At 38.9% G+C, this 26,668-nt stretch carries 30 protein-coding genes and 1 pseudogene; 13 read left to right on the top strand and 18 right to left on the bottom strand.

Annotated elements, in window-relative coordinates; genetic code table 11:
* Window positions 1–35: 35 nt before the first annotated feature.
* The 5 genes from IPM65_02495 to IPM65_02515 form a co-directional block, all read right to left on the bottom strand.
* Window positions 36–1,229, bottom strand: a complete 1,194-nt coding sequence (locus IPM65_02495; protein QQS44444.1) for a hypothetical protein — start codon at window positions 1,227–1,229, stop codon at window positions 36–38.
* Window positions 1,210–1,617, bottom strand: coding sequence for a hypothetical protein (locus tag IPM65_02500; GenBank protein ID QQS44445.1), 408 nt, complete (start codon window positions 1,615–1,617; stop codon window positions 1,210–1,212). The genes IPM65_02495 and IPM65_02500 overlap by 20 nt, the downstream gene beginning before the upstream one ends.
* Window positions 1,610–2,389: a site-specific DNA-methyltransferase gene (locus tag IPM65_02505; protein ID QQS44446.1), complete on the bottom strand. Its 780-nt coding sequence runs from the start codon at window positions 2,387–2,389 to the stop codon at window positions 1,610–1,612. Before IPM65_02505 ends, IPM65_02500 begins: the two co-directional genes overlap by 8 nt.
* On the bottom strand, window positions 2,349–3,053 hold the full coding sequence (locus tag IPM65_02510; protein ID QQS44447.1) for a site-specific DNA-methyltransferase: 705 nt from the start codon (window positions 3,051–3,053) through the stop codon (window positions 2,349–2,351). The genes IPM65_02505 and IPM65_02510 overlap by 41 nt, the downstream gene beginning before the upstream one ends.
* Before the next feature lie 227 nt (window positions 3,054–3,280).
* Complete coding sequence (locus tag IPM65_02515; GenBank protein QQS44712.1) at window positions 3,281–3,466, bottom strand: ParB N-terminal domain-containing protein; 186 nt, start codon at window positions 3,464–3,466, stop codon at window positions 3,281–3,283.
* Between the two features lie 400 nt (window positions 3,467–3,866).
* Here IPM65_02515 and IPM65_02520 point away from each other — a divergent pair, with 400 nt between their 5' ends.
* From IPM65_02520 to IPM65_02540, 5 genes are read left to right on the top strand one after another with little or no spacing between them, the layout of a single operon-like run.
* Window positions 3,867–5,132, top strand: coding sequence for a hypothetical protein (locus IPM65_02520; GenBank protein QQS44448.1), 1,266 nt, complete (start codon window positions 3,867–3,869; stop codon window positions 5,130–5,132).
* Between the two features lie 13 nt (window positions 5,133–5,145).
* Window positions 5,146–6,810 (top strand): hypothetical protein, encoded by a 1,665-nt coding sequence (locus IPM65_02525; protein ID QQS44449.1) that lies wholly within the window; start codon window positions 5,146–5,148, stop codon window positions 6,808–6,810.
* Between the two features lie 10 nt (window positions 6,811–6,820).
* A complete protein-coding gene (locus IPM65_02530) occupies window positions 6,821–7,294 on the top strand; it encodes a DUF4238 domain-containing protein (GenBank protein ID QQS44450.1) in 474 nt (157 codons plus the stop codon).
* 2 nt (window positions 7,295–7,296) lie between these two features.
* Window positions 7,297–7,746, top strand: coding sequence for a DUF4238 domain-containing protein (locus IPM65_02535; protein QQS44713.1), 450 nt, complete (start codon window positions 7,297–7,299; stop codon window positions 7,744–7,746).
* Window positions 7,725–8,630, top strand: a complete 906-nt coding sequence (locus IPM65_02540) for a hypothetical protein (GenBank protein ID QQS44451.1) — start codon at window positions 7,725–7,727, stop codon at window positions 8,628–8,630. Before IPM65_02535 ends, IPM65_02540 begins: the two co-directional genes overlap by 22 nt.
* A gap of 20 nt (window positions 8,631–8,650) precedes the next feature.
* Here the strand turns inward: IPM65_02540 and IPM65_02545 are convergent, their stop codons facing one another.
* Together IPM65_02545 and IPM65_02550 are read right to left on the bottom strand one after the other, a co-directional pair.
* A complete protein-coding gene (locus tag IPM65_02545) occupies window positions 8,651–9,676 on the bottom strand; it encodes a hypothetical protein (protein QQS44452.1) in 1,026 nt (341 codons plus the stop codon).
* A gap of 6 nt (window positions 9,677–9,682) precedes the next feature.
* Entirely contained in the window at window positions 9,683–10,564 is an 882-nt protein-coding gene (locus tag IPM65_02550) for a MerR family transcriptional regulator (protein ID QQS44453.1), read from the bottom strand.
* A gap of 266 nt (window positions 10,565–10,830) precedes the next feature.
* On the opposite strand from IPM65_02550, the gene IPM65_02555 reads away from it, so the two are divergent.
* Together IPM65_02555 and IPM65_02560 are read left to right on the top strand one after the other, a co-directional pair.
* Window positions 10,831–11,226: a cytochrome b5 domain-containing protein gene (locus tag IPM65_02555; protein ID QQS44454.1), complete on the top strand. Its 396-nt coding sequence runs from the start codon at window positions 10,831–10,833 to the stop codon at window positions 11,224–11,226.
* 42 nt (window positions 11,227–11,268) lie between these two features.
* A complete protein-coding gene (locus tag IPM65_02560; GenBank protein QQS44455.1) occupies window positions 11,269–11,757 on the top strand; it encodes a hypothetical protein in 489 nt (162 codons plus the stop codon).
* Here IPM65_02560 and IPM65_02565 read toward each other — a convergent pair.
* Window positions 11,741–12,388 (bottom strand): annotated as a pseudogene (locus IPM65_02565) (IS1595 family transposase). The gene IPM65_02560 and the pseudogene IPM65_02565 sit on opposite strands and share 17 nt — an antisense overlap.
* Window positions 12,389–12,489: 101 nt before the next feature.
* On the opposite strand from IPM65_02565, the gene IPM65_02570 reads away from it, so the two are divergent.
* Complete coding sequence (locus IPM65_02570) at window positions 12,490–12,669, top strand: hypothetical protein (protein QQS44456.1); 180 nt, start codon at window positions 12,490–12,492, stop codon at window positions 12,667–12,669.
* An 8-nt stretch (window positions 12,670–12,677) separates the two neighbouring features.
* Window positions 12,678–14,078 carry a radical SAM protein gene (locus tag IPM65_02575; protein ID QQS44457.1) on the top strand — a complete coding sequence of 467 codons (1,401 nt, stop codon included), beginning with the start codon at window positions 12,678–12,680 and terminating at the stop codon, window positions 14,076–14,078.
* On the opposite strand, the gene IPM65_02580 is transcribed toward IPM65_02575, so the two are convergent.
* A complete protein-coding gene (locus IPM65_02580; protein QQS44458.1) occupies window positions 14,016–14,837 on the bottom strand; it encodes a phosphoenolpyruvate carboxykinase (ATP) in 822 nt (273 codons plus the stop codon). The two genes, IPM65_02575 and IPM65_02580, sit on opposite strands and share 63 nt — an antisense overlap.
* A 169-nt stretch (window positions 14,838–15,006) precedes the next feature.
* On the opposite strand from IPM65_02580, the gene IPM65_02585 reads away from it, so the two are divergent.
* A complete protein-coding gene (locus tag IPM65_02585) occupies window positions 15,007–16,257 on the top strand; it encodes a C4-dicarboxylate ABC transporter (GenBank protein ID QQS44459.1) in 1,251 nt (416 codons plus the stop codon).
* A 9-nt stretch (window positions 16,258–16,266) separates the two neighbouring features.
* Here the strand turns inward: IPM65_02585 and IPM65_02590 are convergent, their stop codons facing one another.
* From IPM65_02590 to mutS, 9 genes are all read right to left on the bottom strand, one after another.
* The gene (locus IPM65_02590; GenBank protein ID QQS44460.1) at window positions 16,267–16,479 is read right to left on the bottom strand and encodes a hypothetical protein; all 213 of its coding nucleotides are present in this window, start codon (window positions 16,477–16,479) and stop codon (window positions 16,267–16,269) included.
* A gap of 73 nt (window positions 16,480–16,552) precedes the next feature.
* Window positions 16,553–17,014: a hypothetical protein gene (locus tag IPM65_02595; GenBank protein QQS44461.1), complete on the bottom strand. Its 462-nt coding sequence runs from the start codon at window positions 17,012–17,014 to the stop codon at window positions 16,553–16,555.
* Window positions 17,015–17,070: 56 nt separating this feature from the next.
* Window positions 17,071–17,643 (bottom strand): general stress protein, encoded by a 573-nt coding sequence (locus IPM65_02600; protein QQS44462.1) that lies wholly within the window; start codon window positions 17,641–17,643, stop codon window positions 17,071–17,073.
* 83 nt (window positions 17,644–17,726) lie between these two features.
* Window positions 17,727–18,293 (bottom strand): prepilin-type N-terminal cleavage/methylation domain-containing protein, encoded by a 567-nt coding sequence (locus IPM65_02605; protein ID QQS44463.1) that lies wholly within the window; start codon window positions 18,291–18,293, stop codon window positions 17,727–17,729.
* A gap of 70 nt (window positions 18,294–18,363) precedes the next feature.
* Window positions 18,364–19,653: a DNA helicase UvrD gene (locus tag IPM65_02610; protein QQS44464.1), complete on the bottom strand. Its 1,290-nt coding sequence runs from the start codon at window positions 19,651–19,653 to the stop codon at window positions 18,364–18,366.
* A complete protein-coding gene (locus IPM65_02615; protein ID QQS44465.1) occupies window positions 19,650–20,495 on the bottom strand; it encodes a pantoate--beta-alanine ligase in 846 nt (281 codons plus the stop codon). Before IPM65_02615 ends, IPM65_02610 begins: the two co-directional genes overlap by 4 nt.
* Window positions 20,496–20,561: 66 nt before the next feature.
* Window positions 20,562–22,253: a DNA mismatch repair endonuclease MutL gene (gene mutL / locus IPM65_02620; protein QQS44466.1), complete on the bottom strand. Its 1,692-nt coding sequence runs from the start codon at window positions 22,251–22,253 to the stop codon at window positions 20,562–20,564.
* A gap of 10 nt (window positions 22,254–22,263) precedes the next feature.
* On the bottom strand, window positions 22,264–22,485 hold the full coding sequence (locus tag IPM65_02625; GenBank protein QQS44467.1) for a hypothetical protein: 222 nt from the start codon (window positions 22,483–22,485) through the stop codon (window positions 22,264–22,266).
* A 35-nt stretch (window positions 22,486–22,520) separates the two neighbouring features.
* Window positions 22,521–24,830: a DNA mismatch repair protein MutS gene (gene mutS / locus IPM65_02630; GenBank protein ID QQS44468.1), complete on the bottom strand. Its 2,310-nt coding sequence runs from the start codon at window positions 24,828–24,830 to the stop codon at window positions 22,521–22,523.
* A 64-nt stretch (window positions 24,831–24,894) separates the two neighbouring features.
* On the opposite strand from mutS, the gene IPM65_02635 reads away from it, so the two are divergent.
* From IPM65_02635 to IPM65_02645, 3 genes are all read left to right on the top strand, one after another.
* Window positions 24,895–25,320 carry a hypothetical protein gene (locus IPM65_02635; GenBank protein ID QQS44469.1) on the top strand — a complete coding sequence of 142 codons (426 nt, stop codon included), beginning with the start codon at window positions 24,895–24,897 and terminating at the stop codon, window positions 25,318–25,320.
* Between the two features lie 5 nt (window positions 25,321–25,325).
* Window positions 25,326–26,204 (top strand): hypothetical protein, encoded by an 879-nt coding sequence (locus IPM65_02640; GenBank protein ID QQS44470.1) that lies wholly within the window; start codon window positions 25,326–25,328, stop codon window positions 26,202–26,204.
* Between the two features lie 121 nt (window positions 26,205–26,325).
* A complete protein-coding gene (locus IPM65_02645) occupies window positions 26,326–26,658 on the top strand; it encodes a hypothetical protein (protein ID QQS44471.1) in 333 nt (110 codons plus the stop codon).
* The last annotated feature ends 10 nt before the right edge of the window (window positions 26,659–26,668 follow it).

Here is a 26,668-nt window from a genome sequence, read left to right on the forward strand (position 1 = left end):
ATCTGCTTTAGAAGATTGAAACACAGATACTCCTTCTACCTGATAGTTCTTTTTTTCAATTCTTCTATCGCAGCTCTTTTATATCCTACGTCTTCAATATCTATTTGCATACTTTTTTTATTTCCAATACTCTCCACAACTTTTTCTAGTTCTTGTTGTGTTTCAAGGAAGGTTAGCCGTCTATTCATAATATATGGACTAATATAAACGGTTAAATTTTCTTCTGCACCGTATATATATGCACATACAAAAGCTGTTTTATCTGCGGTATCTTTTTGTGAAATCGCAAGATCTACACCAAGGGCTACATATTGCATATCTGCACGATGTAGTGGCAGTTCTTCATAATATTTAATCCATTCAGGCAAGACTATTTGGTCTTCTTCTGAAACAATTTTGAGTAAATATTCCCGTTGAAATGTTTTAATATTGCCAACTTTACTTTGTAATGTCGCTATGCTTTTTTGATTTGTAAATTTTCCCGGCCATACAGTTATGCCATCATCATTAAGGAGAGGATAAAAGTGATAAGAACCATCTAATTCTTTGTTTTCAATTAGTTCTTTATATCTCATCATGACAGAATCGGAATGTAGCAAATTGCCTACCATTATTATTTTCGTTTCCATATCTCCTGCAGGTATTACTTCACCCGATATAAAGTTGAACGTTTTATCTCGACTTTCTTTTGTTTTAATAGAACTTAAATCTTCAATATCATCACAAATGATGAGTTGTGGCCTATACTGACGGTGTTTTACTCCTCTGATACTTTCTCCTACTGAATATGTTGAAATACGAGCTCCAAACTGAGAAAGAACTAAAGATGAAACACTCCATTCTTCTTGGTAATCAATTTTTAGATTGAAGTCTCGTTTTAGAAGTTCATTATTTTCTAATTCCGATCTGATATTCATGAGTAGTTGGCGCGATTGTCCTTGAGTTCTACTAATAAGAACAATATGTTTCAGTTGATGTTTACCTAAAATACTCCATATTGGGAGTGACATAGAAAATATGGTCGTTTTGGCTGAACCTCGAAAGGTTACTACTTCATCGAACTGACTTTTAATATTCTCAGAAATGCGAAATAATTCTTCATGAAATGGTGCAGTTGGGTAGGTAATGTGTTCACTAAAATAGATATGAAAGAAGTAATAATGGCTTTCCCATGCTAGCTTCTTTCTTACTTTCGGATCGTTAATGATTTTATCCTTCAAGCTTTTCATTATCATTATGTAATATTTGTAATGCGTTTTTAATGAGTTCCTCTTGTTCTGGAGACAATTTTTCATCCTCTAATTGTTTAGTAGTAATTTCCAGTTTGTTGGTATAGTCAGGGTGATGATGTTTGAGCCAATAAATAATTCCTGTCATATTCCCGTTTTTGATGGCAGACAATAGTTGGCTTTCTGCCAAATCATTTATGAAAAATTTTCCTTCCTGAATAGCTTGATCAGTTTCTTTCTTGAAAATTTTGTCCTCTTTCCGCCATCGATAATATGTAGCTCTCCCGATTCCAACCTTTTCGCAAACTATCTGGATTATCGGAATTTTTTTTTGTTCTATAACAAGTTGTTTATTATTGCCTTGGCGTTCTGTAATGGTATCACCCATAGATTTTTTTAACTCGTAATCCAGTCAACTTCTCCCAACGATCAATAATTACCTGACAATACTCAGGATCAAGTTCGATCATTACACATTTTCTTTTCGTCTGTTCTGCGGCAAGTAGGGTAGAACCTGACCCACCGAATGGATCGTAAATAATGTCATTGATATTGCTGCTATTAAGTATGAGATGCCTCATAAGAGATATTGGCTTCATTGTTGGATGCAACGTACTTCTATTTGGTTTGGGAAAGAATAGTACGCTTTGATCTTTACTTTTTCTAAACCTATGACTCCCATACCATCCATAGGCAATAAGCTCATGTTTAGGACAGTAATCAAGTCGGCCCACAACAGAATTATTTTTTACCCAAATAAGAAGTTGTGAAAGTTTTACTCCTGCCTGAATCATCCCGTCTCGAAGGGCAAATATCATTTTGTCTGAATTAAAAATATAAATGCTATTTGGTATATTCATGAAAGGAAGAGCGAGACTTAGCCATTTATAAGTAAATTCAGAATACTCTGTATCTGTTTGAAAATGATCTGTCAGTATATCTTTCGGTTTGGAAACATTCTGAAAATTTGCTTTTGACGCAACATAGTCGATAGCGTAAGGCGGATCGGATATTATCGCACTAATCTTCACATTATTTAATATCTTATTGATGATAGAAAGGTCGGTTGCATCACCATTTATAAGATAGTGTCCATTCATTTCAAACATATCTCCATATTTAATTAAGTTTTCTGGCTTTTTTACCAGTAAATTGTTCATATCGTTTTATGATGAGATCACAAAAGACAGGTTCGATCTCAACTAATATTGCCCGTCTTTTTAATTGTTCGCATGCAATTAAGGTAGATCCACTTCCTCCAAATTGATCCAATATAATATCTCCCGGTTGAGTACATCTTCTTATTGCCTTCTCATGAAGAGTAGGAGGTTTTTCAGTAGGATGTGTGTATTCATTCATTGCTTTCCGTTTAGCAAGCCAGATATCAAATAGATCGAGAATATCATCAGTAAGACGATTTCCGGATCCTACTTCTTTATTGAAGACCTCATTAAGATTATGTAGCTTAGAAGAGAGGAATGGTTTACCTCGTGTTCCATACACACATGGTTCATATGCTTTGTTAAAAGCAACTTGTGGAGTTGGATTATGCCCATTTTTAATCCATAAGCATACTCTCTTATGATCTATACTTTGTTCTTGATAAATTTGTTGTAAAAGCCCAATATACTTTTGATCACAGTAGTAAAAGAAATGACTATCTTTTTCAACGGAAGCCAGAGCATTTTGGATAATTTCTGTTAGAAACTGTTTAAACTCTGAATCTGATTTATTATCCTGTGTCTTTCCACCGTACTGTTTGGCACCTCCTAGACCTTTATTGTAATCAAGATCAATATTGTAAGGACTGTCCGAATAGACCATTTTTATACCTGGTACATTTATGCATATTTTTGTTGAATCTGCACAAATTAGAAGATGATCTCCTAGCTCATAAACATCACCGGGCTTTGTTTTAGGCTCGTCAATTTTTTCTAATTCTTTTTCAGTATCGAAGTTGTCATCTTCTACAGATAAATGTTCGTCCCATATTTGTGAAAGGTCGCTATTATCAAAACCAATATCAAGTAAAAGGTCAATATCGAATGACTTCAGCTTTTCAAAGTCCCATTCCCAGTATTTTTATTAAGTCTAAGGTTCAACTCCTTCTCTTTATCTTCATCGGGAATATTGACATATACAACAGGTACTTCTGTATATCTGAGCTGTTTTGCTATCTCTAAACGGAAATGACCACCTATAACAATATCTTTTCGATTGGGTGAACTGTTTACAATGAGAGGATCTACAAATCCATATTTTTAATACTTTGAGTGAGATCTTGAATCGCTTTTTCACTCCAGGACCGCGGGTTATATAGTGCTGGGTTAAGATCTGATATCTTGACCTGCACGACTTTAATGTGATTGTTCATACAAAATGAAAATTATTAATAAAAAAGGACTCCCCCACAAACAAAACTGTCTTTTGTTTGCATGAGTCCTTTATAGAGTACACCTCTACTTCTCCCCCCGTTTTGATGAGGTTGAGAGAATTGCAAAAAGGATATACTTTTTAATTCAATTTGTCAAATATTGATTTTATAGATTGATGTGACAGACAATATTAAGATTTTGTTCTATAATGATACTGCTTAATTATCTTTAAGAGTCTTTATTGAAAGCAATTGATTTATATATGAACGATAATTCGCAAATAGAAATAAACATAACATTACAGAAAGATCTTAAGAGGTTTTTTAAAACATTGTTGATTAATCTAAAAAGTAAAAATAGAGCGAAAGATGAATTAAAAGCTTTACAAAATCATAATAGACTATTGCTCGGCAAAGAAGGGATAGGAATTACCTTGATTGATAAGGAATATGATCAATACCGAAAGATTATAAAGCAATTATCAGAAGTCTTTACTAAAAGTAAAAACTATAGTAAGAAATATGCTGAAACTATATTAATAGATGCTATTTGGAAAGTGGTGGAATCAGATAAAGATATAAATGGCGCGGCATTAGAAGGGTCACAACATATTAAGCATAAATATACAATCGGTTTATCTAATTGGGATATATATTTCCCAGTAACAGGATTATTATTGCATAAAAGGACAGAATGGAACTTTGGTAAAGCAAAATTTATAACCATAAGAAATAGGAAACTACTGAATTCATTCAAAAATAGAAGCTTTATGCCAGAGTTAGGTTCGGTAACTTGTTTTATATATATACAAGTAAAAGCAATAGATCATAGCTCAGCTATAAATATTGCTAAGCCTATTGCTGATCTTCATATATCTACTATAAATGCATTAGGAGTAATCAGTGGGATATCAAAACATAATACCTCTTTATCTTCATATGGTGGAATTGGTGAAAAGATTCACTCTTTTACATTTGTTGGAAAGAGTAGAAATTTATTAGGTTGGAGTAGATCTATGAGCTATAATCTTGCTGGATTTAGTCCTCATGTATTAAAGAGCAATTCTTTTATCAAATTGTTTAAGCCTATAAAAATCAGTACTAAATTAAAAATAATGCAAGATAAACTTTATACTGATCGTATATTTCCGGCACTTAAATGGACTGGTCGAGCCATTAGTCAAAATACAGAAGAAGAAATATTTTTATATTATTGTTTAGCTTTCGAGGCTATTCTTTATGAAAATAATTTTAAAGAAGAATTAATGAAAAATTTAAAAAAAAGAGCTTATAAGCTTCTTTTTACTCATGGGAGTTATTTGGGTAATACAATTGAAGCACTTAATGAATTTGATCATCTTTACAAACTCCGTTCAGCAATTGTACATCGAGGTGGCACTGAAGTATCAGAAGATGATATCCAATTAATCAAATCCTTGGTTGTTGGTTGTCTGTATAAGTTTTACCAAACGAAATATTATGAGCGTTTTAAAACATCTAAACAATTAGAAACGTGGTTAGATACATAATTATTTTGAGCAAATGGAATACTTACAAAATGAACAACACTACATCGACCGCTACGACCTCAATACCATTGAAGAATGCCTCAATACTGTAAAAATGTATCAAGAAGTATATAAAAAGAGTTTAACGAGTAAAGAGTTAAAAGATTTACCAGAAGAAGAAAAATTAAGAAATGTAAATCTAATGCTCCATAGAACCCTTTTCGTTATTAAGGGCAAGAGATATGAGAAAAAACAAGAAACTGTTCACGAATGGATGGAAGAAGACAGACTCAAACAGGATAAACAAGATCACACTCCCGTACCTGAAGGAATAATGTGTCCACTTTGCAATGGTCAAATGCATTTTAATTCTACAAAGCATCTTGACCATACTTACGACAGCGCGTTAATTCGAATGATGTTTCTTTTTAAGTGCAATGATTGTAAAAATCAGCAATGGGTATATGATGACGGAGGAATACGCGTTTCTAACCCTGATCTTTGCCCCAAATGTAAATCAGAATTAAATATCAAAGCTACACGTAAAGGCAAAATTATTACTTGGAAACACAAATGTAAAAGCTGTAGTTATACAAAAACTGAAATTGACGATTTTGAAAAGCATGATGAAGAACATAAGAAATGGCTGGAAAAGCAAAAGAAAAAGGAAGTTGAAGATAATAAGTTGTTAAAAAAATATCGAGAAGAATTTTGTTTGACAGATAAAGAAGGAAAAGAGTATGTAGAAACTCTTGAAGCGATGGAAGTAGGTCATGAGGTGTATGAAGAAGAAAAACGGAAGTATGATAATCAATCTTATCAGATAGCCATGAGCTTAAAGAAACTCACAATATTGGAACTTGAAGAATTATTATCTGAATCGTTAGAAAAGGAAAAATATGTTAAATTCACTCTTGATAAACCAGATATGGGAAGATTTGTAACGATTCCTTTTAGTATTTTAGATGCTAACTCAACTAGGAATCCCAATATAAGTGAAGCTAAGCTAAAAAAACTCATAAAAGATACTTTGGAAGATACAAATTGGAGGCTAATGAGTGATGGGGTACATTATCGTTTAGGATATCTTTCTGGCACGCTTAAAGCATATGAACAGGCGGAAGATTTAATGGAACTTTTAGGAAAACAAGAAAAGAATCCTCCTGAATCAAAAATTGATCCTGAACAACGTGCAAAATACATGAGTCATAATTTAGTACAGCTTGCCAAACTATCAGGAGAAATGGATGGGATACGAGAGACAAGGAAACGAAGATTAGAAAAAGAACCAGATGGTTTTTTTCTTAATGATGGTGGTCAAGGATATACATGTGGTATTTGCTTTGATGCACATGATGGTGAAGATATTTGGTGGCGACTAGATGGATTACGATGTAGGGATTGTTGGAGAAATATTCAAGAAGGTGTAATTCCGATATTAAACCTTGACAAAAGAAGATGGGAAAAGGAATTTTTTACAAAAAATGAAATCACTGATAAACTAGGTGTCCATCCATCGACAATCAGAAAGCTACGTCGCGAAGGAGTACTTTATGGGCGTGATCTGAAAAGAGAAAATAGATCAATTTATTACACTATTTATCTTAACAGTGAAAATAAAAGATTCTTGAAGAAATATCCTAAAAAAGATAAGAAGACTAAAAAAACAATTAGTGGCAAAGACAGTGATCTTATTTAATTATAAATTTATGAAAAATAAACCGACAAAGCAACATTATGTACCTCAATGTTACTTGAAGACATTTGCAACAGCCGAATCGATTAACGATAAAGAACCACTCATATGGATTTTCCCTAAGAATGAACGTAAAGGAAGGTTAGACAAAGTTAAAAATGTCTTGTTTGCGAAGGATTTATATACCCTCGATGTCGGTGGAAATAAAGATTATTCAATTGAAAAAAGTTTGGGAAATATAGAGGCAGAATATACCACAGTGTATAGAGAGAAGATTGCCAAAAGACTTCCATTAAGTAACAAGGATCATGCTGTCCTATGCATATTTATAGGAGCTCTTATGCAACGGACACTAAGACATAAAGACTCTGTCGAAAAATTCCTGAGCGAGGTGATTGAAAAAATGGAGAAAATGGATGAGGCTCATAACGCAAAGAGCAAGATTTTGGAGGACTATAAAAGCTCAAGCAGAATAGTCACAAATTAGGAATCTTCAATATCCTTCCTGATATAGCTGAAGTTCTTACAAAAATGAATTTAGCATTTATGTGTACGGACAATAAGTCCCCAGGATATATAACTTGTGATGATCCATGTATCATGTTCAATCCTGAGCTACAATGGCAAAAATTTTATGGATATGGTCTTGCACAAAAATCTATTGAATTAAGCATCACTATTTCTCCCACCACGATGGCAATATTTAGTTGGCAAAACCTTCGAGGATACATAAAAACAACAGACGCGCGAGTTCAAGAGCACAATAGAATGGTTCGACATCATGCCTACAAATATTTTCTTTTAAATGAGCCTAAGACAAAATTCATTTGGTTTAGTAAATATCCACTAAGTTTAATGTTTATGTTTAGAGTACTAAAGCATAAATTGGGTGAAATGATTTTTAGAATCAAATACCTATGGAAGATGAGAAAATACTAAAATATGGCGTTCATTTAATGAATGCTGGTAATAAAGACGAAGCCGCTAAGGTATTTTCTGTCTTGGCTAATTCAAAGGACGATGAGATGAAAATTCAAGCTTATGATGCTTTACTGTCTATCCTAGATCAAATAAAAGACTATAAAGTAATCATGATTTTATGTGATAACGGAATAAAGATTTCTCAAACTCAGAAAAGAATGGACAACCTAGCTTACTTCCAGATAAGAAAAGCTAGTGCAATGTCTATAAAAATAGGTGGCTGGAAATATACTCGCAAGATGTTTAAGCTCTCGCCAGATTGGTTCGGTTTTTCAACAGAAGAGGAAGAAAAAAGATATAAAGAATTGGATAAGAAAATAAAAGATATCGAACAACAAGTTGATACTCTTTGTTCAGAATCTTTAAAAAACGCTAAATTGGCTAATAATAAAAAACTTCTCGGTATGATCTACCTTTACCGTTCTCCCATTTGGAAGAATAGATATTCTGATCTAAGAGTTGAGCAAATGACCAGAACTATTGGTTTTCTACCTCATGGTCGATTACGAGACATGATGGAATACAGCAAAGAAGACTTAAGAAAAATTTATCATTATGATCGGGAGGCAGTTTCTGACCTCAAAATTGCAATAAACATTTTCAAAGAGGTAGGAGATAATGATTCTGTCTCGTATTGTTTGAATAATCTAGTAAATCACTATTTACTTTCCTACCGATATATAGAAGCTTTTATCACACTGAAAAAATTAGAAAAAAGTATACAGGGTATTAAAGATCAGGAACTACTTAGAAATTTTAAATTATTAAAGAGTAGACTGTTTACTTTAAATAAAAATATTCCGAACTATGTCGAAGAGTACAAAGACTATATGGCAGAATAGAGTTAATAAGTGATAGAAAGTTAGATCCACTTAAATAGGGAAAATACCTCAGTAAATTCAGGATTACTATATTCATTTTCCATACAACCAGCCTCTTGTAACGAATAGACAACATAAGCATAAAACATCATGTCCGCGACAATGGTATGTGTAATCCAATCTGAATAAATTAAATCACTCATGGGTATATTATCTCCATGAACTACAGAATTTCTTAATTTATAGAAATCCCAACCCCACCAAGCTGCAACACTTCTTGTCTTACTTTTTTCATTATTCTTTCCATACTGCCTAGTAGCTTGAATGAAACCAGTTCGGGCTATCGTTTCATCAATTTTGTCAGAGAGAAATCCAGCTTTATCTCGAACATTAGGAATGTCGAAAATGATTTCAAAGGCCGTTGCCATCATGACTGCCCTAAACAGCGGAGAGATTGACCCGTTTTCCAGATGTGCCAAACGGAACCACTCACTAGATCGCAACAGTCTATTTTTAAAATCTTCAGATCTTGAAAGAGTAAGGAGTTTGTTAATTGCCTTAAGTACATGGACATTCATATTCTTGAAGAATCCACCCGTAGACCAAGGCTCCTGGAAATGAATTTCATCCAACGTCCATCCACCACTCATCGTACTCCCAGACTTAACTGCGATATCTTCCGTTCCCGGTATGAAGTTTTGAGAGACCATGTCGAAAATATCACTACTTGGAGGGCCAATACTGCTGTTTTTATTCGCAAGAGCAATCCTTGATTGCTCACCGATACATAAGAAGCACAGGATATTGCGAGCAAAATTTAATTCTTCATACTCTTCGGCGGTTAATGGCTCAAAGTAGTTCTTATCCCTATATGAAGCGATACTGATTGTTTTAACTGGTTGTTGATGTTTATCGACGTAACACTTTACGTACTTTTCCAAATATGCTTTGGTATCAGTGTCGCTTATAACAGAAGTATCGTATTTCCAGAAAATAGCATTGCCAATCTGAATATCAGTCAGCTCTATCCAAGGGAGCAAAGAGATTTGTTTACAAGGTATATTCATATACTATTACTTCATAAATTCGTCGGGCAGTAAACTATCTTTTACCCATTTTCCTTCAAAACGTGCTGAATTTTTTTCAGTTATTCTATCAATGGATCTATTACCATTAGCATCTTTCGTTTCTTCAAATCTATCAATACCGAATTGAACTGCTAAAACTTCAGCACCCTTTTTACTGTTAGGGAGATCAAAACTAGCAAGTTCATTTGCATCAATCCAAACGAAATATTCAATAGAACTATGATTAGGACCGAAGTTCGTAGGGAGCCATGAATCGCCTTGTTTGGATTTAAAGTATAAGATAACCCTCCATGCTTTATTTTCTTTAGTAACTGAATGTGCAGCATGTGCTTCAACTCTTAAACCAGGTACTAATGTCTTACTGTATTTTTCTTCCCACCATTCTGGGTTCTGTACTTCTAAAAAGGAGCGATTAAAAAATTCAAAAGTAACAATATCACCATCAAAAACTTTTTTTGATTCTATATATTCCTTAATTTTTCCTATCGCTAATTTGTCCAATTCTTCTTCATTAACGCTGGATGTCGTTTTTTTCAAATAATCTACAAAAAAAGCAAAACCTATGAATTCTTTATCCTTAACGGCATATGGTTTACCAATTAGGTGAAAATTCCTTTCAACGGTTTTAAACCCTTCTTCACCCCACCATCTAACGTTATATCCATTAATATTAATAGATTTAGCATGAGAGACTGTAGTCTTGTGAGTGGACATAAAATTCAAAATATCAGTTTTACGATAGCGTCTATCACCTCTATCGTTTATCTTTACAGCAATCAATACTTTTTCACGATCCCATCTACGAAGTGTTTCCGGATGCACATTAATTAGGTCTGCTGCTTCTGTAATAGTTAGTAATTGCTCCATATCTATATTATCTTATATTTACTTAAACAATATTGCAAGCGCAATTTTATTCAAAATCTTTTTTAAACTGTCTCAAATGTCTCATTTGAGCTTAAATATGAGACATTGTATACTTGAACTATAAGGCTAAACTGGTTCGAATCCGAGTTCCGCCTGAAGTTGAGATTCGAACGCTATAAGGACGATCTGGTTCTAGTCCGACACGCCCAGCACTACTAGAAACTTCGTTTCAGCTCATTTTCAGGTTCCTTCTTATAATTAACCCTATGAACAAAAATACAATCATTATCCTAACAATCGTGGTTCTCGTTATTCTTGGAGGAGTCGTATTTCTTACTCCGAAGAACCAACAGTCAAATATAAAGACTCAAACACAACAGACTGAAACTACAAATCAGGCAACCTCTTCGGACCAGATTCAGAATGAGTACTCGATCGCCGATGTCCGGGCACATGGTACTGAATCAAGTTGCTGGAGTGCCGTTAACGGCAAAGTATATGATCTTACAAACTGGATTAATCAGCATCCAGGCGGACCGGAAAAAATTACTCAGATCTGCGGGATAGACGGATCTCAAGGATTCAACGGCCAACATGGCGGACAATCAGAACCCGAAAGCATGCTAAAAGAATTTTATATAGGGAATCTTCAAGGATCGTAAACAGTATTTAGTACGGGTAAAAATCAGTGCTATAATGAAAGTATGTTTAAAAAGGTTCTGATAGGTACCACTGTATTACTCCTTTTTACCATAGTCGCGGAAGCTGTATATCTGTTTGTTTTTAAAACGAAAGCAACGACAGAGACTGCAACGGTTGCAAAAACGGCTTCGGACGTATCTACCGCATCTACCCCTTCTTCTTCCCGTGAAACGGAGCAGGATACACTGAAAGTGAATAAGATACTCGGAATTTACTTGTCATCAGCAAGCCCGATGTTTGCAGCAGGGGAAATCAGGACTACACTGCAGGGATACCTTGTTAAACAACCGCAACTTGAACAGGAATCCATAACTTTTGAGATGAATACAATGAGCACCGGTAATGAGAATAGTACAATCAAAGCTTATTTCGAAAATACAAAGTTTGTAGATGAAAACGGGAAACCGATTGATTATCATACTATTAAGCAAGGCGATCAAATGTCTGTCGTTTACATTTACAATTACAAAGGCTCTAGACTAGCACATTAACAATTTGTAATAGTTCATTGTAAAGGATCGATGGGGATTTGCTCCATCTCCATTCACACTCTTTCAAGTGTAATGGAAAGTTTTTCTTTACACCATTGAACTTAACGAGACGTCTTTACAAAAGGACCAGAATGACTCTATGCCATTGATATGGACCCCTTTGTATTTGAGAACTCATTTTTCTTGTGATTGATTCTCAAATGTTTGTCATACCCGACATCAACAAGTCCGTTGTATCCGCTCCACGAATCTGAATATACAGTACTGTTCAAGTCAATCTTTCCTTCATAACAGCATGTAGCGTTCTTCTTTTACAGTTTGGAATGATACGAGTAAATACACGTCCTTGACGCTCATATATCCCAAATACTACCTGCTTAAATGACGTCCCACGACCTCTTTTATTTGACTTGCCTCTCATCCTTCGAGGTCCAAAGTATGATTCATCAATTTCTATCTCACCACCAACATATCGTTGCATCTGGTGCACTTGGTGATGATATATGAGTTGACGAATATTATTGTAATATTTGTTGACTGTATTGCGGTTGAGACCCAAAATACCAGAGGTCTGTGTAGCACTCAGATCGTGTGCAAAACACCATAGTATCTTTTTCTCTTGTATTTTGATATCGGCCTATTGTTACAAACCATACCTCTAGTTTAGCACTACTCTGCTAGTTACAATTACAAATTAGATCAATATTTTACCGAGATTGTAGTCAATCCCGTATGAAAAAAGTATTTAAGAAGCCGGCCATCCGTTCAAAAAAAGTACAGGTGAACTTTTTCCAGTCATCTCGTGTCATCGACGGCGAAATGCTGCTGTCACATGCACTTCTTGCCCAGTCCGGATGCGGATACACCATTTGTCAATGCACGCAATGCAATTGTACCGGCGTCTGTATCTAACATAAAGTATGTCAGAAACTACAGTATTACATCGCCACAGAAATCTCTACACCGACAAGGTTGACGATTACCAGTTTGTATTTAAACCGGTATCTGAGCGTGGTGTAACTGTTTTGAATAAGCCCTCTGCATTTGTCTTCAATCTCATAAATGATAAACGGACAGTCGGGGATATTTTCAAAGCAGCCAAAAAAAAGGATCCCGCCGTCACATTGAAAGATATTGAAAAAATTATTGAAGATCTGGTAAATACTGAGATCGTATACGGTGATGAACTGCGACCGAAATATAAAGCGGCATTCCCTGCTCAGCGCAGATTGACTGCCTGGTTTCATATTACCAATCAGTGCAACCTGCGATGTACTTACTGTTATATCTCCAAAACGGCACATAAAATGACCGATGCTATTGGTGAAAAGACCATTGATAAACTGCTCACTGACGGAAAGAAGAACGGATTTAATACCGTGAAACTTTCGTTCGCAGGCGGAGAATGTCTCCTTGAGTTTAAACGACTCATTCACTTTGTGGAATACGGTACAGAAAAGGCAAAAGAGCTCGGTGTTAAGATTGAGTTTGGAGTCGTGACAAACGGGGTGCTTATTACCGATAAAGTGGCAAAAACACTTAAAAAATATAATATTCAGGTCGCAGTATCTCTTGATGGCTTCGGAAAATCAAATGATATGCAGCGCGTATTTGCCGACGGATCAGGAACATTCAAATATATCATGCGAGGCATTAAAACACTCCAGAAACACGGCAACCAAGTCTTTCTATTGATGACAATCACAAGACACAATATTAAAAACATCCCCGATCTTTTTAAATTTTGTCTTGAAAACAGAATCATCTTTGCTACTAATTTGTTCCGTGATAATCCCTGTGCATATTCTGACTTGGGGATGGATATGAATGACGCTGCGAAGTATCTGAAAAAGTCATTTAAACTGGCATACAAATATGTACCAGAGATCAATGATCCGGAGTATTTTGCCGTGCTGGTTGACAGTATGTTTGACCGAGTACAGGTTTCCCGTGCTCACAATCGTGCCTGCGGTATCGGGAATAACTACATCACCATCTCACATAAAGGAGATGTGGCTATTTGCCCGATGACGATTTCTGATCCCGTCGGATCCATAAACGATGAAGACATTGTGCATACCATGATCAAAAAAAGTTTTATTTACGGGAAAAAACTCATTACGGAGATTGCTGCCGGTTGTCAAACCTGTCCATGGAGACAGGTCTGCTGCGGCGGTTGCCCTCTCGCCTATCTCCATAAAGAGGCAAGTCATGCTCAGCCTGACTACTGTGCGGTCTATAAAGCTCTCATTCCTGAATTACTTCGTATTGAGGCACGGCGTATTATTAAATGGGGGATGATTGAGAACGCAATCCATTAATTCCTTCTTTCTTTTTGTAAAAATAATCTTCTGAAGAGGAACAGTACTTTCAAGTGCTGACAGTAAATTCCGCGTTTCGGATAATTGACTCTGGGCAGATATCAACTGCAATGAGACACGTCTTATTTCATCAGTTGTTGGTTGGGATATCTGACAGGCATTTCCCTGTTCTAGAATAAAGATTGTAGAGATTGCATACCGTTTGTATGTTTTGCTAAAGTTGTAATCTCTTTCGAGGAACGGCCCCTGATAGAAGTAAAATGCCTCACCTTCCTGTTTGATGTACCCTTCATCATCTGCAAGTATGGGATATTCCTTCTTCAACATTGATACGAGGGTGGTTTTCCCTATTCCTGACTCTCCGATATAAATCGCGGCTTCCCCATTGACCAGATTTGCAGAACAGTGCATCACAAAACCTGTTTTTGACAACAATTGCCCGACCGCAGATTTCAGTAAATAAATAAACTGTACTCTGCTTATATGATAGAACGTGGAAATATGATTGTATGCAACAGGGGAATAAAAATGAATAAATCCTTTCTTTTTAGGACTTTCATAGATATCAAAACCTTTAGCTTCTAAAAATTCAATAATAAAATCCGTTGAAGACGGTTCGAAATCAATGATAAAACCTTCATTATGGAGAAAAATCTCTTTACAGAACCGTTCCGGAGTCACTTTATTCTGTTTATCGGATGACCGGTGAAATACCAGTTTAATGATAAATCCTGCAATCGAAAGATATAGTATTTGCATATCAATAGTATTTGTGACAACTATATCGAAGATTAATTAAAAACTCAATCCCCAAAGATTCTCCATAAGCAAATTGAATCAGCAGCAGATTATATATCTCAAGATTCGAATGCATATACAGTTTCCTTACATATCACTCTTTTCTCAGTGTCCTCCTATACTTGGACCTATGAACAGTGTTGCGGTTGTGTCAATAATCGCATTAGTTTTAGCGATTGTTCTTGGAATTCTGAAACCCAAGCTCAACGTCGGACTGATTGCAATTGCCCTGAGTTTTCTCGTCGGGTCATTTTTTGCCGGTTTGACCGACAAAGAAATTGCCGTACTCTTTCCTTCCAATCTGTTTCTGATGCTTGTCGGCGTTACTTCATTCTTCGGCGTTGCCGAGCAGAACGGATTATTGGACGGAATTGCTGCCCGGAGTATCCGGCTGATTCGCGGCAGGAGAGAACTTCTTCCGATTGTTTTCTTTATTTTTTCGTTTGTCCTTTCTGCAATCGGACCCGGAAACATCGCCGCAACTGCAGTTCTTGCACCTATCGGGATGGGGCTTGCTTATAAACTAAAAGCTAACCAGCTTCTCATGGCAATACTTATTGTAACAGGAGCGAATGCCGGGGCCTTTTCTCCGGTTGCGCCAACCGGGGTGATTTTGAGCGGACTTGCATCAGACATACAAGCCGGAGAAACAAAAACGATTCTGCAGGTTTTTGCAATGTCTGCACTGATCCAATCCGTATCTGCTCTTTTGGCGTATGTTTTGTTCAACAGGATACAAAAGAAACAGGAGCCCGCGAAAGAAATTCCCTGTGAAGAATGTATTCCTCTCACCTCATATCAGTGGCTTTCCGTGGGTGCCATTCTGACTGTGCTTGCTGCAACAATTCTATTTGATGTTTCGCTGGGTCTTGCCACCTTTACCGGAGCTCTTCTCCTTATGCTTTTTGACACGAACATTGCCGAAAAAGTTGTTGCAAGAATTCCTTGGGAAACCATTTTGCTTGTCACCGGTGTCAGCATCCTTATCGGAGTGATGGAAAAAGCCGGAGGTCTGGAAATGGCAACCGATATTCTTGCGGCGTATACCCCGCAAGGACTCATCCATGCAGCTCTTGCATTCATCACCGGACTCGTCTCTGCCTACAGCAGTTCTTCAGGAGTCGTCATGCCGGCTTTTATACCTCTTATCCCTGGTATTATTGAAAAAATGGGAGCCGGGAATCCTGTGACAATGCTCATTGCAATAGCTGTCGGATCACATATGGTTGATGTCAGCCCGCTCTCGACACTCGGAGCTCTTTGTATTGCCAATGCAAAAGAAGATCGGCAGAAGCTTTTTCAAAGGCTCATGATCTGGGGATTATCCATGGCCGTGTTCGGATCAATTCTTTCGTTTCTGTTCCTCGACCTGCTCATTTAATTGAAAGGGCTATGCTGCCATACGCGCCAACAGTTCAATAGTGAAACCGATGACGATGAGAGCAAGTCCGATAATTCCGATCTGACGTTCCCTTTTCATTTCAAGGAATACTTTCTCGTCAATTTTGTGTTCTTTCCAAACACGGTGATGCACCATAATTGCAGTAAATCCGACCATCATTTCTCCTAGCGTCTGTATGATAAAACCGAAAGGAAACAGCATAAGTAATTCGTGACTAGTAACAGTACTTCTATACTACTGTATCCTTCTTTGAATCACAAATCCTTAACGGAATTTATTGCAGTCTTGAGAGAATATCTTCAAGATTCTCCCCTCCCACCCATTGAGTGATCTCATTCCCGTCCTGATCTACCTGTACAAACGTATGCTGTGTGGTAACTCCGTATTTTTGTTTGAGATCTTTTTCCATATCATAATCAGCTTTCATAATCGTCACATCATCAGGTATCTGTTCAAACTTGGAAAGAATATCTTTTTCAGCCGCAATACAAAATGGGCACCACCCTGCATGGAAAAAGATGAGTGCTTTCCCGCCGTTAGCCGTCGCTGTTGCCAGATTTTCCTGTGAATATGGAGTAAGCTGTCTGGCACTGACATTATCGACTGTGCTCGCCGCCTCTTCTGAAATTGCCACTTCACGCTTGGGCTGCGGCTGATTGGTGGGTCTAAGAAAAACGAACGATACAACGACAAACGCTATAACCAATAAGGAAACACTGATAATTTTTGTAAGCATAGTACCGTATAAATACTAACGCTTTACAGTATACAGAAAATTTCCTTCACGTTTCTTTAGGCTGATGACATATGCGCTGCTGCATCTCTACCTGATGGCAAATTGATTTGACGGACTCCGTAGGCATTGTTGTCTGCCATAATATCCCGTACTTCATCAACACGGGTATCATGAGTCGCTACAGCAAGAAGGATTCCTCCTGCACGGATGTGCTCTTCATATTCTTTAGCTTCATTTTCAGGAACACCAAGTCCGACAAGCGCTCCCACCAAACCTCCGGCAAGTGCACCCGTAACTGCTCCGGACGCAGTTGTTGCGGCAGCACCGGTGAGTCCGAGCGCGGCTGCAATGGGACCTCCGATGAGCACGGCTCCCAATCCGGGGATTGTTATCGCTCCGATCCCTGCCAACAGACCGATCAGACCGCCGATTATTCCTCCCGTTGCGGCACCAGAGGCCGCTCCTTCTGCAACGTGTACTCCTGTGTTCTCACCGACCTCTTCCGCTTTTTTAATATCTTTCATAATAATAGACATATTCTGAGGTTCATACCCCAGATCTTTGAGAGAATTAATGGCATGTTCAGCTTCGTTCTGGGTTTTAAAAACTCCGATTACTGTTTGTGACATAGAAATAAATTAATTATTAATACCACAACTATACCCGCCAAGTTTGGTAATGATGAAAAAGAGAGGTAAAGTTTATGTAATAATTATCTCTCGAAGCGATGCATCACAAAATCGAGAGTATCGTGCCAGTCATGGCCTGAACAGATAAGCCCTTCACTGTGTGGATGAGGCCCGTTTGAAGTTTCTGCCGTTCCGAAACCAAGAACTACATATTGGCCGCGTGCTGCCGGGCAACCGTACTGTCCCGCCGTATAGCGGTAATAGAAGTAGTTGTGCCCTTGTGCTGTACCATGACCGCCGCAGGAAGTGCTGCGGGTGTCCAACGGATCCCGATATGATCTGTCCAGATACCCGCCTTCCACAAGGGGATCTAAAAAGAAAATTCCGTCATTGTCCCCATCTGTATTTGATGTATCCCATCCTGAACAGTTGTTCTCTCCATATGAGGGCGGCGTCGGGGGATACTGCCCGTGATCGACATAATATTTGGTCAATGCGAACATGATTTCTTTCATTTCTGCTTCTCGTTTCGCGTCCCTGGCGCTTTTTTGAGCATGTGCATATGAACCGATACCGAGAGTCATCAGTACGCTGATGATACTGATTACAATGATGAGTTCAATAAGAGTAAAACCTGATTGCTTTTTCATATAATATCGATATATCAATCTATTATAAGCATAGAGAGAAAGCCTACTTTTTTCAATACGAGGGAAATGGCTACAGCAGATTTGCCTGCTCACCAAGTGATTCTCTTTCTTTAGTGCTTTGGAAAAACCTGACTGTCCCGTATTCACCGTCATAACCAGGTTCGATAATCAGATCTTTTTTACGCATGCGCTCCACAAGAACTGACAGTTTATAAAATCCCGCACTTTCAATCTCAGATACGGGGACGCTCCGCAGAAGTTCAAACTCCGATCCAAGTGCCATAATGATTTCCTGATACATCCTCTTAACTGTTTTGGTATTGACTCCCACGCCCTCAATTTCCGCTAGTATTTCTGAAAGCGGGACGATGTATTCGATTTGTTTGTGAGACGGCTTATATGAATCAGGACGGGCGGCGAGCGAATCCACTCTATTCTCAACCCCGACAGTCACTCTCGTATGACAAACCGGACAAATTCCGCCATGTTCTTCCGTTTGTTTCGGAGAAAGTCGTACGGCACATTTACGATGGCCGTCAAAGTGGTACTTTCCCTCTTCCGGAAAAAATTCAATCGTCCCCCGCAATCTGCCATTATTTGTTTTAATTGCATGAACCATAGTTTTATAATTCAAATCAGTTGCAATAACGGTAGCTTCCCTGCCGATTTTTTGCGGAGAGTGAGCATCTGAGTTTGAAAGTATTGTTACAGGCTCCAGATCTTCAACCCGCCAATTCATATACGGGTCTGATGAAAGACCTGTTTCGATCGCATACACTTCACTTCTCAGATCTCCGAATGCCTCCTCAAGAGAATCAAATCCTGATTTAGAACCGAATATTCCGAACCACGGCGTCCAGATATGTGCCGGAAAAAAGAGAGTATCCTCATGCAGATTGAGTACAATTTCAAACAGATCCCGTGTATCGAGACCTAACGTCGGACGGCCGTCCGCAGCCAGATTCCCGATCTTGGAAAATTTAGCATTCAACTCACCGGCTTTTTCCAAAGAAGGGACCACAATACAACTATGGACTTTGCGTGTTTTATCATGTCGTGAGTAGATAGACGAAATCTCAACTGTGGGCACAAACAGACAGGGATTCTCTCTTACAGACTGCGGTAAACTTGCATCAATTCCCCGGGAAATATCATCTTTCAAGGTATAAAAGCCGCCTTGTGACTGCACAAGCTTTTCAGAGAGTTCCGAGAACCATGCAGGATGTGTAAAATCGCCGGTGCCGATAATTGTCACCCCTTTCATTTTCCCCCAGTAATACAATCCCTCAAGTGTGAGATCCTTGCTTGTGGCATATGCATAGTGGGAGTGAAGATGGAGATCAACAACGTCGTATTTCATGAGATAGGTATTTCAATATTATCTATCAAACGAACTTCACCCATATAGCCGGCTATGAGAATCACCGAATCCGACATGATATGAAGGGGTTCAGAAAAGTCCTGTATTGAACGTATTTCAATATATTCCGTTCTCCATAACGGTTCCACAGACAGCATCTTCTCGATTCTTACCCGAATAACATGAGTATCTCTCTCTCCATTTATAATGCATTTTTTCGCTTCTGATAAGGCTTGATATATAACTGCCGCTTTCAAACGCTCTTTAGGCGTCAGACGCATATTTCGTGAAGAAAGCGCCAGACCTGTAGACTCTCTCACTGTATCACAACCCACAATCTGAACAGGGACGTTCAAGTCCCGGACCATTTGCCTGACAATAAGATACTGCTGATAATCTTTTTTTCCGAAATATGCACGTGTCGGCTGTACCAGATTAAAAAGTTTGAGGACAACTGTTGACATTCCGTCAAAATGTCCGGGTCTGAAAGCTCCTTCTGCGATATCGGCTAGCGGGAAGACATGAACTGTGGTGCCGAAGCCCTCAGGGTATATTTCATCTGCTTCAGGTATAAATAAAACATCAGCATAATCTTCAATGAGCTTTTTGTCATGCTCTATTGTTCGTGGATATCTTTTCAAATCATCAGGATTATTGAATTGCTTTGGATTTACAAAAACCGAAACCGCGACAATATCATTCTCCCTTCTGGCTTGTTGTACCAAAGAAAGATGCCCTATATGAAGCGCACCCATCGTAGGAATAAATCCTATAGATTTTCCATTTTTAACATGTTCGTTAATTAGGTTTTTAACTTGTTTGATATTATTATAGATTGTCATAACAATAATTATATATTGAAAATCAATTTATCCACATCCTGTGGATAAATTTACTACAAGACAATGTTACCGCTTAAACATCTTGTCGATAGTTTTTAGATCAACTGATACTTGAAGCGGTCTTCCGTGGGGACAGGTATAGGGGTTCTCTACATTCTTCAGAGAATCAATAAGTTCTTTCATCCGTACTTTTGTGAGCGGATCTCCTGCCTTAATAGCGCTTCGACATGCCAGGTAAGTAATCATCTTATGAGCATAGGAATCTACGGTTTGCATGCTCTCGCTTTCCTGCAGGATCTCGAGCATCTCCCTCAGAAGAGACAAGGGATCACGGTCTTTCATCAGATCAGGAACGGAACAAAGCTCCCATTTATTATTATTAGCTTGCAGCATAATTCCGAATTTTATAATACGTTCCTGATATTCTTTTACCGTTTCCTGTTCCGATAGCGACAAATCCAGTGATATTGGTTGTTTGTACGTATAAATATCTTTTTGGGAGAGTCCTTCTTCATATGCCTTGAGGAACCGTTCATATAACACTCGCTCATGTGCTGCATGCTGATCAATAAGAAGCAAGCCGCCTTTCGCCTGTAACAGGATATATGTGTCATGGATCTGCATAAGATCTTTCGTATCAAAATCTTTCGGTGATCCTAGGACTTGCTCTTTGAGTCTGTGCGCAGCATATGTCTGTGTTCCTCCGTCCCGGATCTGAAGTTCGGGAGCATTCTCCGTATTCTGCCACCTTTTATCATAAAATCTTAGGTTTTGACTCTTCAAGCTTTTGACAATACCGTCATACACCGCCTGATAGACTGCTTTCGGTTGCATGAACTTCACCTCCTCTTTTCTCGGATGGACATTTACATCGACCAGATGATGTGGAATTTCAAGATGTATGATCACTTGCGGATAATCAGTCGGTGAAAGGAGCGTCCCGTAGGCATCTTTAATGGCACCTGCTATTGTCGTATCTGTGATAGGCCGTCCGTTTAAATACAAAAAATACTGTTTCGTCGTTTTGTAGGTAAGTTGTGGTTTTGATATATATCCTGACAGAGAAAGATATTCCTGCACTTCACTCACGGGAATAAGTTCTTTCAAAACGGATCCGGGAAGAAGAAGCTCCAACCGTGCTTCAAAATCCGAGACAGCGGGATATGTTGCAGTCAGTTTATTGTTATGAAAAATCTGAAATCTGATTGCGGGAAAACTCAGTGCGTACGAGCTGATCATGGATATAATGTGTCGATATTCAGTCTGCTCCGATCGTAAAAATTTTTTTCGGGCGGGAGTTTTGGTAAAAATATGACTGACCGAGATATCGGTACCTTGAGGCATAGGGACAATTCTGGCATCCGTTTTTTTTCCGTTTTCAATAATGACTCGGTACCCGGCGATATCATCGGGAGTGCGGCTTGCTATAGAAAGACGGCATACTGATGCGATACTCGCCAAAGCTTCACCGCGGAAACCGAACGATTGAATGTTTTGAAGATCATCTTCATCATAGATCTTACTGGTAGTGTGCCGGAGATATGAGAGTTCTATATCTTCCCGGGTCATACCGATTCCGTCATCAATAACTTCAATTGCCTCCATCCCGAAACCTGACAGCCTGATAATAATCGATTTTGCAGAAGCATCTATTGCATTGTCAAGAAGCTCTTTCAGGATGTAAACCGGCCGTTCAATCACCTCACCGGCGGCTATTTGGTTGATCAGATGATCAGGAAGGTGATGAATAATTCCCATAGCTTATATCTTACACTGACTTTTTCAACTCATCGAGAATGTTGATGGCATCAAGAGGTGTAAGTCCGTTAATATCCAAAGATTGTAATTTCTTTTCAACTGTCGTTTTATTCTTTTGTGAAACTTTAGTTTGCTTTTTTGTCCTTTTTTCACCGGTTTCAAGCTCATGAAGCTTATTCCAGGCAGTATCAATGACTGTTTCGGGAAGGCCGGCCTGTTTGGCAACCGCCACACCGTAACTATGAGATGCCGCCCCTTCCTGTATCGTTACAGAAATACCGGTTCCCCGTCCTGGTCCGTAACTGCCATATGAGCATTGGAAATGCGGTCAGGATAGTTGTCCTCCAACTCCTGGAGTTCATGATAATGAGTTGCAAAAAGAGTTTTGGGTTTTTCCGTACCCGTAACTAAATACTCGGCAACTGCCCAGGCAATACTGATACCGTCGTAGGTACTTGTTCCTCTTCCGATTTCATCCATAATCACGAGACTTTTTGATGTTGCTTTGTGCAGAATTTGTGCACTTTCTACCATCTCCACCATGAACGTGGATAGCCCGTCTGCGATCATATCGGATGCCCCGCTTCTGACAAAGATTCTGTCAACGACGCAGAGCTTTGCTTCTTTTGCCGGCACGAACGAACCGATTTGGCTTAACAAAACTATTGTTGCAACCTGCCGCAAGAAAACGGATTTTCCGGCCATATTGGGGCCGGTTATAATTGTCACCTGATGCTTTCCGTCATCAAGAAGCGCATCATTCGGCACAAACTGCCGATCCTCAAAGATTGACTCAACAACCGGATGTCGGCCGGCCATAATGGTAATGGCATTCTCGTCGGTAAGTATCGGTCTGACAAATTGCTCCTGCTCGGCAATATCCGCAAATGTCAACAAACAATCAAGTACCGCAATGGCATCCGCTGCCTGCTGTATCAACGTAATACGATCAACCACCCACTCACGGACTTCACAAAAAATTGCATATTCCATGTCGTGTGATTTCTCTTCTCCCGTCAGAATAGACTCTTCTTTTTCTTTTAATTCCTGGGTAATATACCGTTCCCCGTTTACTAAAGTCTGCTTTCTGATATATTCTTCCGGAACCAAATGCAAATTCGATTTACTTATCTCAATGTAGTAGCCGAATACCGAATTGAACTTTACTTTAAGAGATGATATTCCGGTTTTCTCCTGTTCCTGCTTTTCCAGAATTTGAAGCCATTCTTTGTCTTTTGCGATTATGCTGCGCAGTTTGTCCAAAGTTGAATCCACTCCCTCTTTGATAAGGCCGCCTTGTTTCAGGTCAAACGGAGGATCACGAACAATATGTTTTTCAATAAACGTAATTATTTCCTGTACTTTTTCATCGACTGACTTATACAGCTCCTGCAGCAAAGGACTTTTCGCTTTTGCAATCGCTTTTTTTATTTGAAAAATATGAGACAAGGAATCCTGAAGACTGACCAAATCACGGGCATTCCCAGCTTCAAGAGATATTCGGGCAATGGTACGCTCAACATCGTGAGTCTGCCGCAAATGCTCGCGCAGAGATTTCCTGATGTCGTGATTTTTTAACAATTCCTCTACTGCTTCGTGCCTTTTAAGTATTTCATTTTTTTCAATGAGAGGATTTTTAAGCCAGGTCCGCAGTTTCCGGCCGCCCATGGCAGTCGCAGTCCTGTCAAGGTACTGAATCAGACTTCCGCGAGTCTCTCTGTTTCTGATCGTCGAAAACAATTCAAGATTGATGATCGTTGCCCGATCAAGATACATATGATGCGCTTTCGGTACATGAGTTATAGTTTTAAAATGAGGAATACTGCTTTTTTGGGTGTACTGCAAATAATGCAGCAGAAGGCCAGCTGCGTAAACAGCCCGTTTGTCTTTTGAGACATCAAAAAGTTCGATCTGACGGCCGAACTGTGCTGACAATATCTCCCGGGCTTTCATTTTGAACTGTTTCGAAGACCCGAAGGTATTGATGTTGAGTCCGTCATGTCGGGAAAGACGACCTAGAATATCTGGATCATTGTATTGTTCGTCAAAAAGGACACATTCAGACGGTCTCAACCGCACGATCTCATCATCAAGGACAGTGCCGTCCGCACCGTCAAACTGCGTCATATGAAAATGTCCTGTCGTCAGATCAGCAAGGGCAAAGCCTATCGTGTTGTTGTGAAAGAACAAAGACATAATATAATTATTTTCCTTTTGGTTAAGTGATTGATCATCAAGGACAGTACCAGGCGTGACAATGCGAATTACCTTCCGGTCAACCAATCCTTTTCCATCAGGAAGACTTACCTGTTCACAGATTGCGACTTTAAATCCTGATTTAATAAGTTTCGCAAGGTATGAATCCACCGCATGATACGGAACTCCGGCCATTGGTATCCGGCCGTCCTGCCCGCGCGCACGACTGGTGAGCGTGATCTCAAGAGCCTTTGCACCGATCTCGGCATCTTCTAAAAACAGCTCATAGAAGTCCCCCATGCGAAAAAACAACAGACAATCCGGATACTGCTTTTTCACTTCCATGTACTGCTGCATCATGGGTGTTGAGAAGTCGTGCATAGTAGTGTATTACTGTACCATATTTTCGTGTATCATGGAACTATACTTATAATTTACGACATCTATGTCTGAACGAATAATCGGATATACCCTTCTTGGAATCGGAATTATTATGATCATTATTACCACCTTCCAGATTTTTTCCGTCTTTACTGGGAAAGCAACACCGATTCAGGTTTTTAAAGTTGAAAAAACCTCAGCGAAAACACAACCATCTACGACAGATCTTCTGGAAAAATTGCAGCAAGGGGACATTTCGGCACTACTCGATTCCGGTTCAGGTAGTATTCCCGGCCTTGAAGTAATCAGCCCGGAAGCCATATACAAAATGCTGAACATTACCGTATATTATTTTCTGATGATGTTTTTATTGAATGTGGGCTACAAAATTGCCTCGCTCGGGATCCAGATGGTACGCCCCGTCAAAGTAGAAGTAATAAATAATAAGCTTGCCTCGATGATGTCACAAAGTGAAGAACAATCCTCATAATGACTATGTCAAAGCATCCACAGACTCACCATTTCAACGCACTTAAAAAACGATGGATCAAAAAACATCAGGAGATCCAAAAAAAGATTAAAGAAAAGCACACTGAATCCATGAAGTGGATCGGTGATAACTCAAAACATATTGCCGTGGGCTCCATGACAGGACTTTTGATGCTGGCACACCCTGCGAATGCAACCGTCCTCACTCAGAACCTCCTGCCTCCCCCTCCTGCAGAAGAACGGAAAGCATACACGAAAGAGGACCTTATCAGTCAGCTCAAAGCCCAGCTTCCCGAGACCGTGCAGGAATTGTCGGCAGAACAACAAATCGCAGTAGGCCATACATTATCAACCTTTTTTAATATGACTGTTTCCTCCACACTTGAAGGCAAAAGCCTCAACAGGAGCTACGGCATAATCGGTGCTGAGCAGCATCTGATGAGATACCCGGGGGATACCATGGACACGCACTTTCAGTCAAGCGAAGATACGAAATACTGGTCTTCAGGGATGGCTCCGGGACGCGGAGCATGGGGATATTTTACCGATTCACGGGATACTATGACCCAACGGGATGTTGATCGCGAAAAATATTATATTGCCGTACAGACTTTTCTTGCACCGGGTTGGCAGGAAAATCCGAATGAACTATACAAGTTTTTTAAATACAGGAAAATGCTGGTTGTCAATCCGGAAAACGGGAAAGCCATAGTGGTTGTGATCGGCGATGCCGGCCCGGCGCCGTTTACCGGCAAACACCTGGGAGGATCGCCTGAAGTGATGGCACATCTTGAACGGAAAGACGGCGGAGCAAAAGGCCCCGTGTTATACTTTTTTATCGACGATCCTGAAGATAAAATTCGGTTAGGGCCGGTTGAGTTATAACAAAGAAGCGGCGAAAGTATCCGTTTTGAACGACTTGGGAGGTGCGCAATCCGATCATTATCGGATGAGCACGCCCACAGAGTAAAAAAACGTGATACTGAGGCGCGACCTATTCATATTTATGAAAAAACACTTTTACACACATTTAGTCGAAATCGAAACCATTTATACGGAACTTGATACTCTTCCCATGCACAAACATGAGAAAGATGAACTGGTTGAAATTGTTCACTCTACAATTCATCACGTCGTAATCGATACAGTCCTGTCAGAACTTCCTGAAGAGGATAAAAAAATGTTCCTTTCACATGTTCATAATGAAAATCATGACTCCGTATGGAACCTTCTTAAAGAAAAAATTGAGAAGTCAGAAGAAAAAATAAAACAGGCGGTCGAACAATTGAAAAAAGAATTTCATCAGGATATTGATGAAATTAAAAAAGAAAAAAACTAATATTTACGTT

It is taken from the genome of Candidatus Roizmanbacteria bacterium, from assembly GCA_016700135.1.
GTDB lineage: Bacteria > Patescibacteriota > Microgenomatia > UBA1406 > GWC2-37-13 > UBA1450.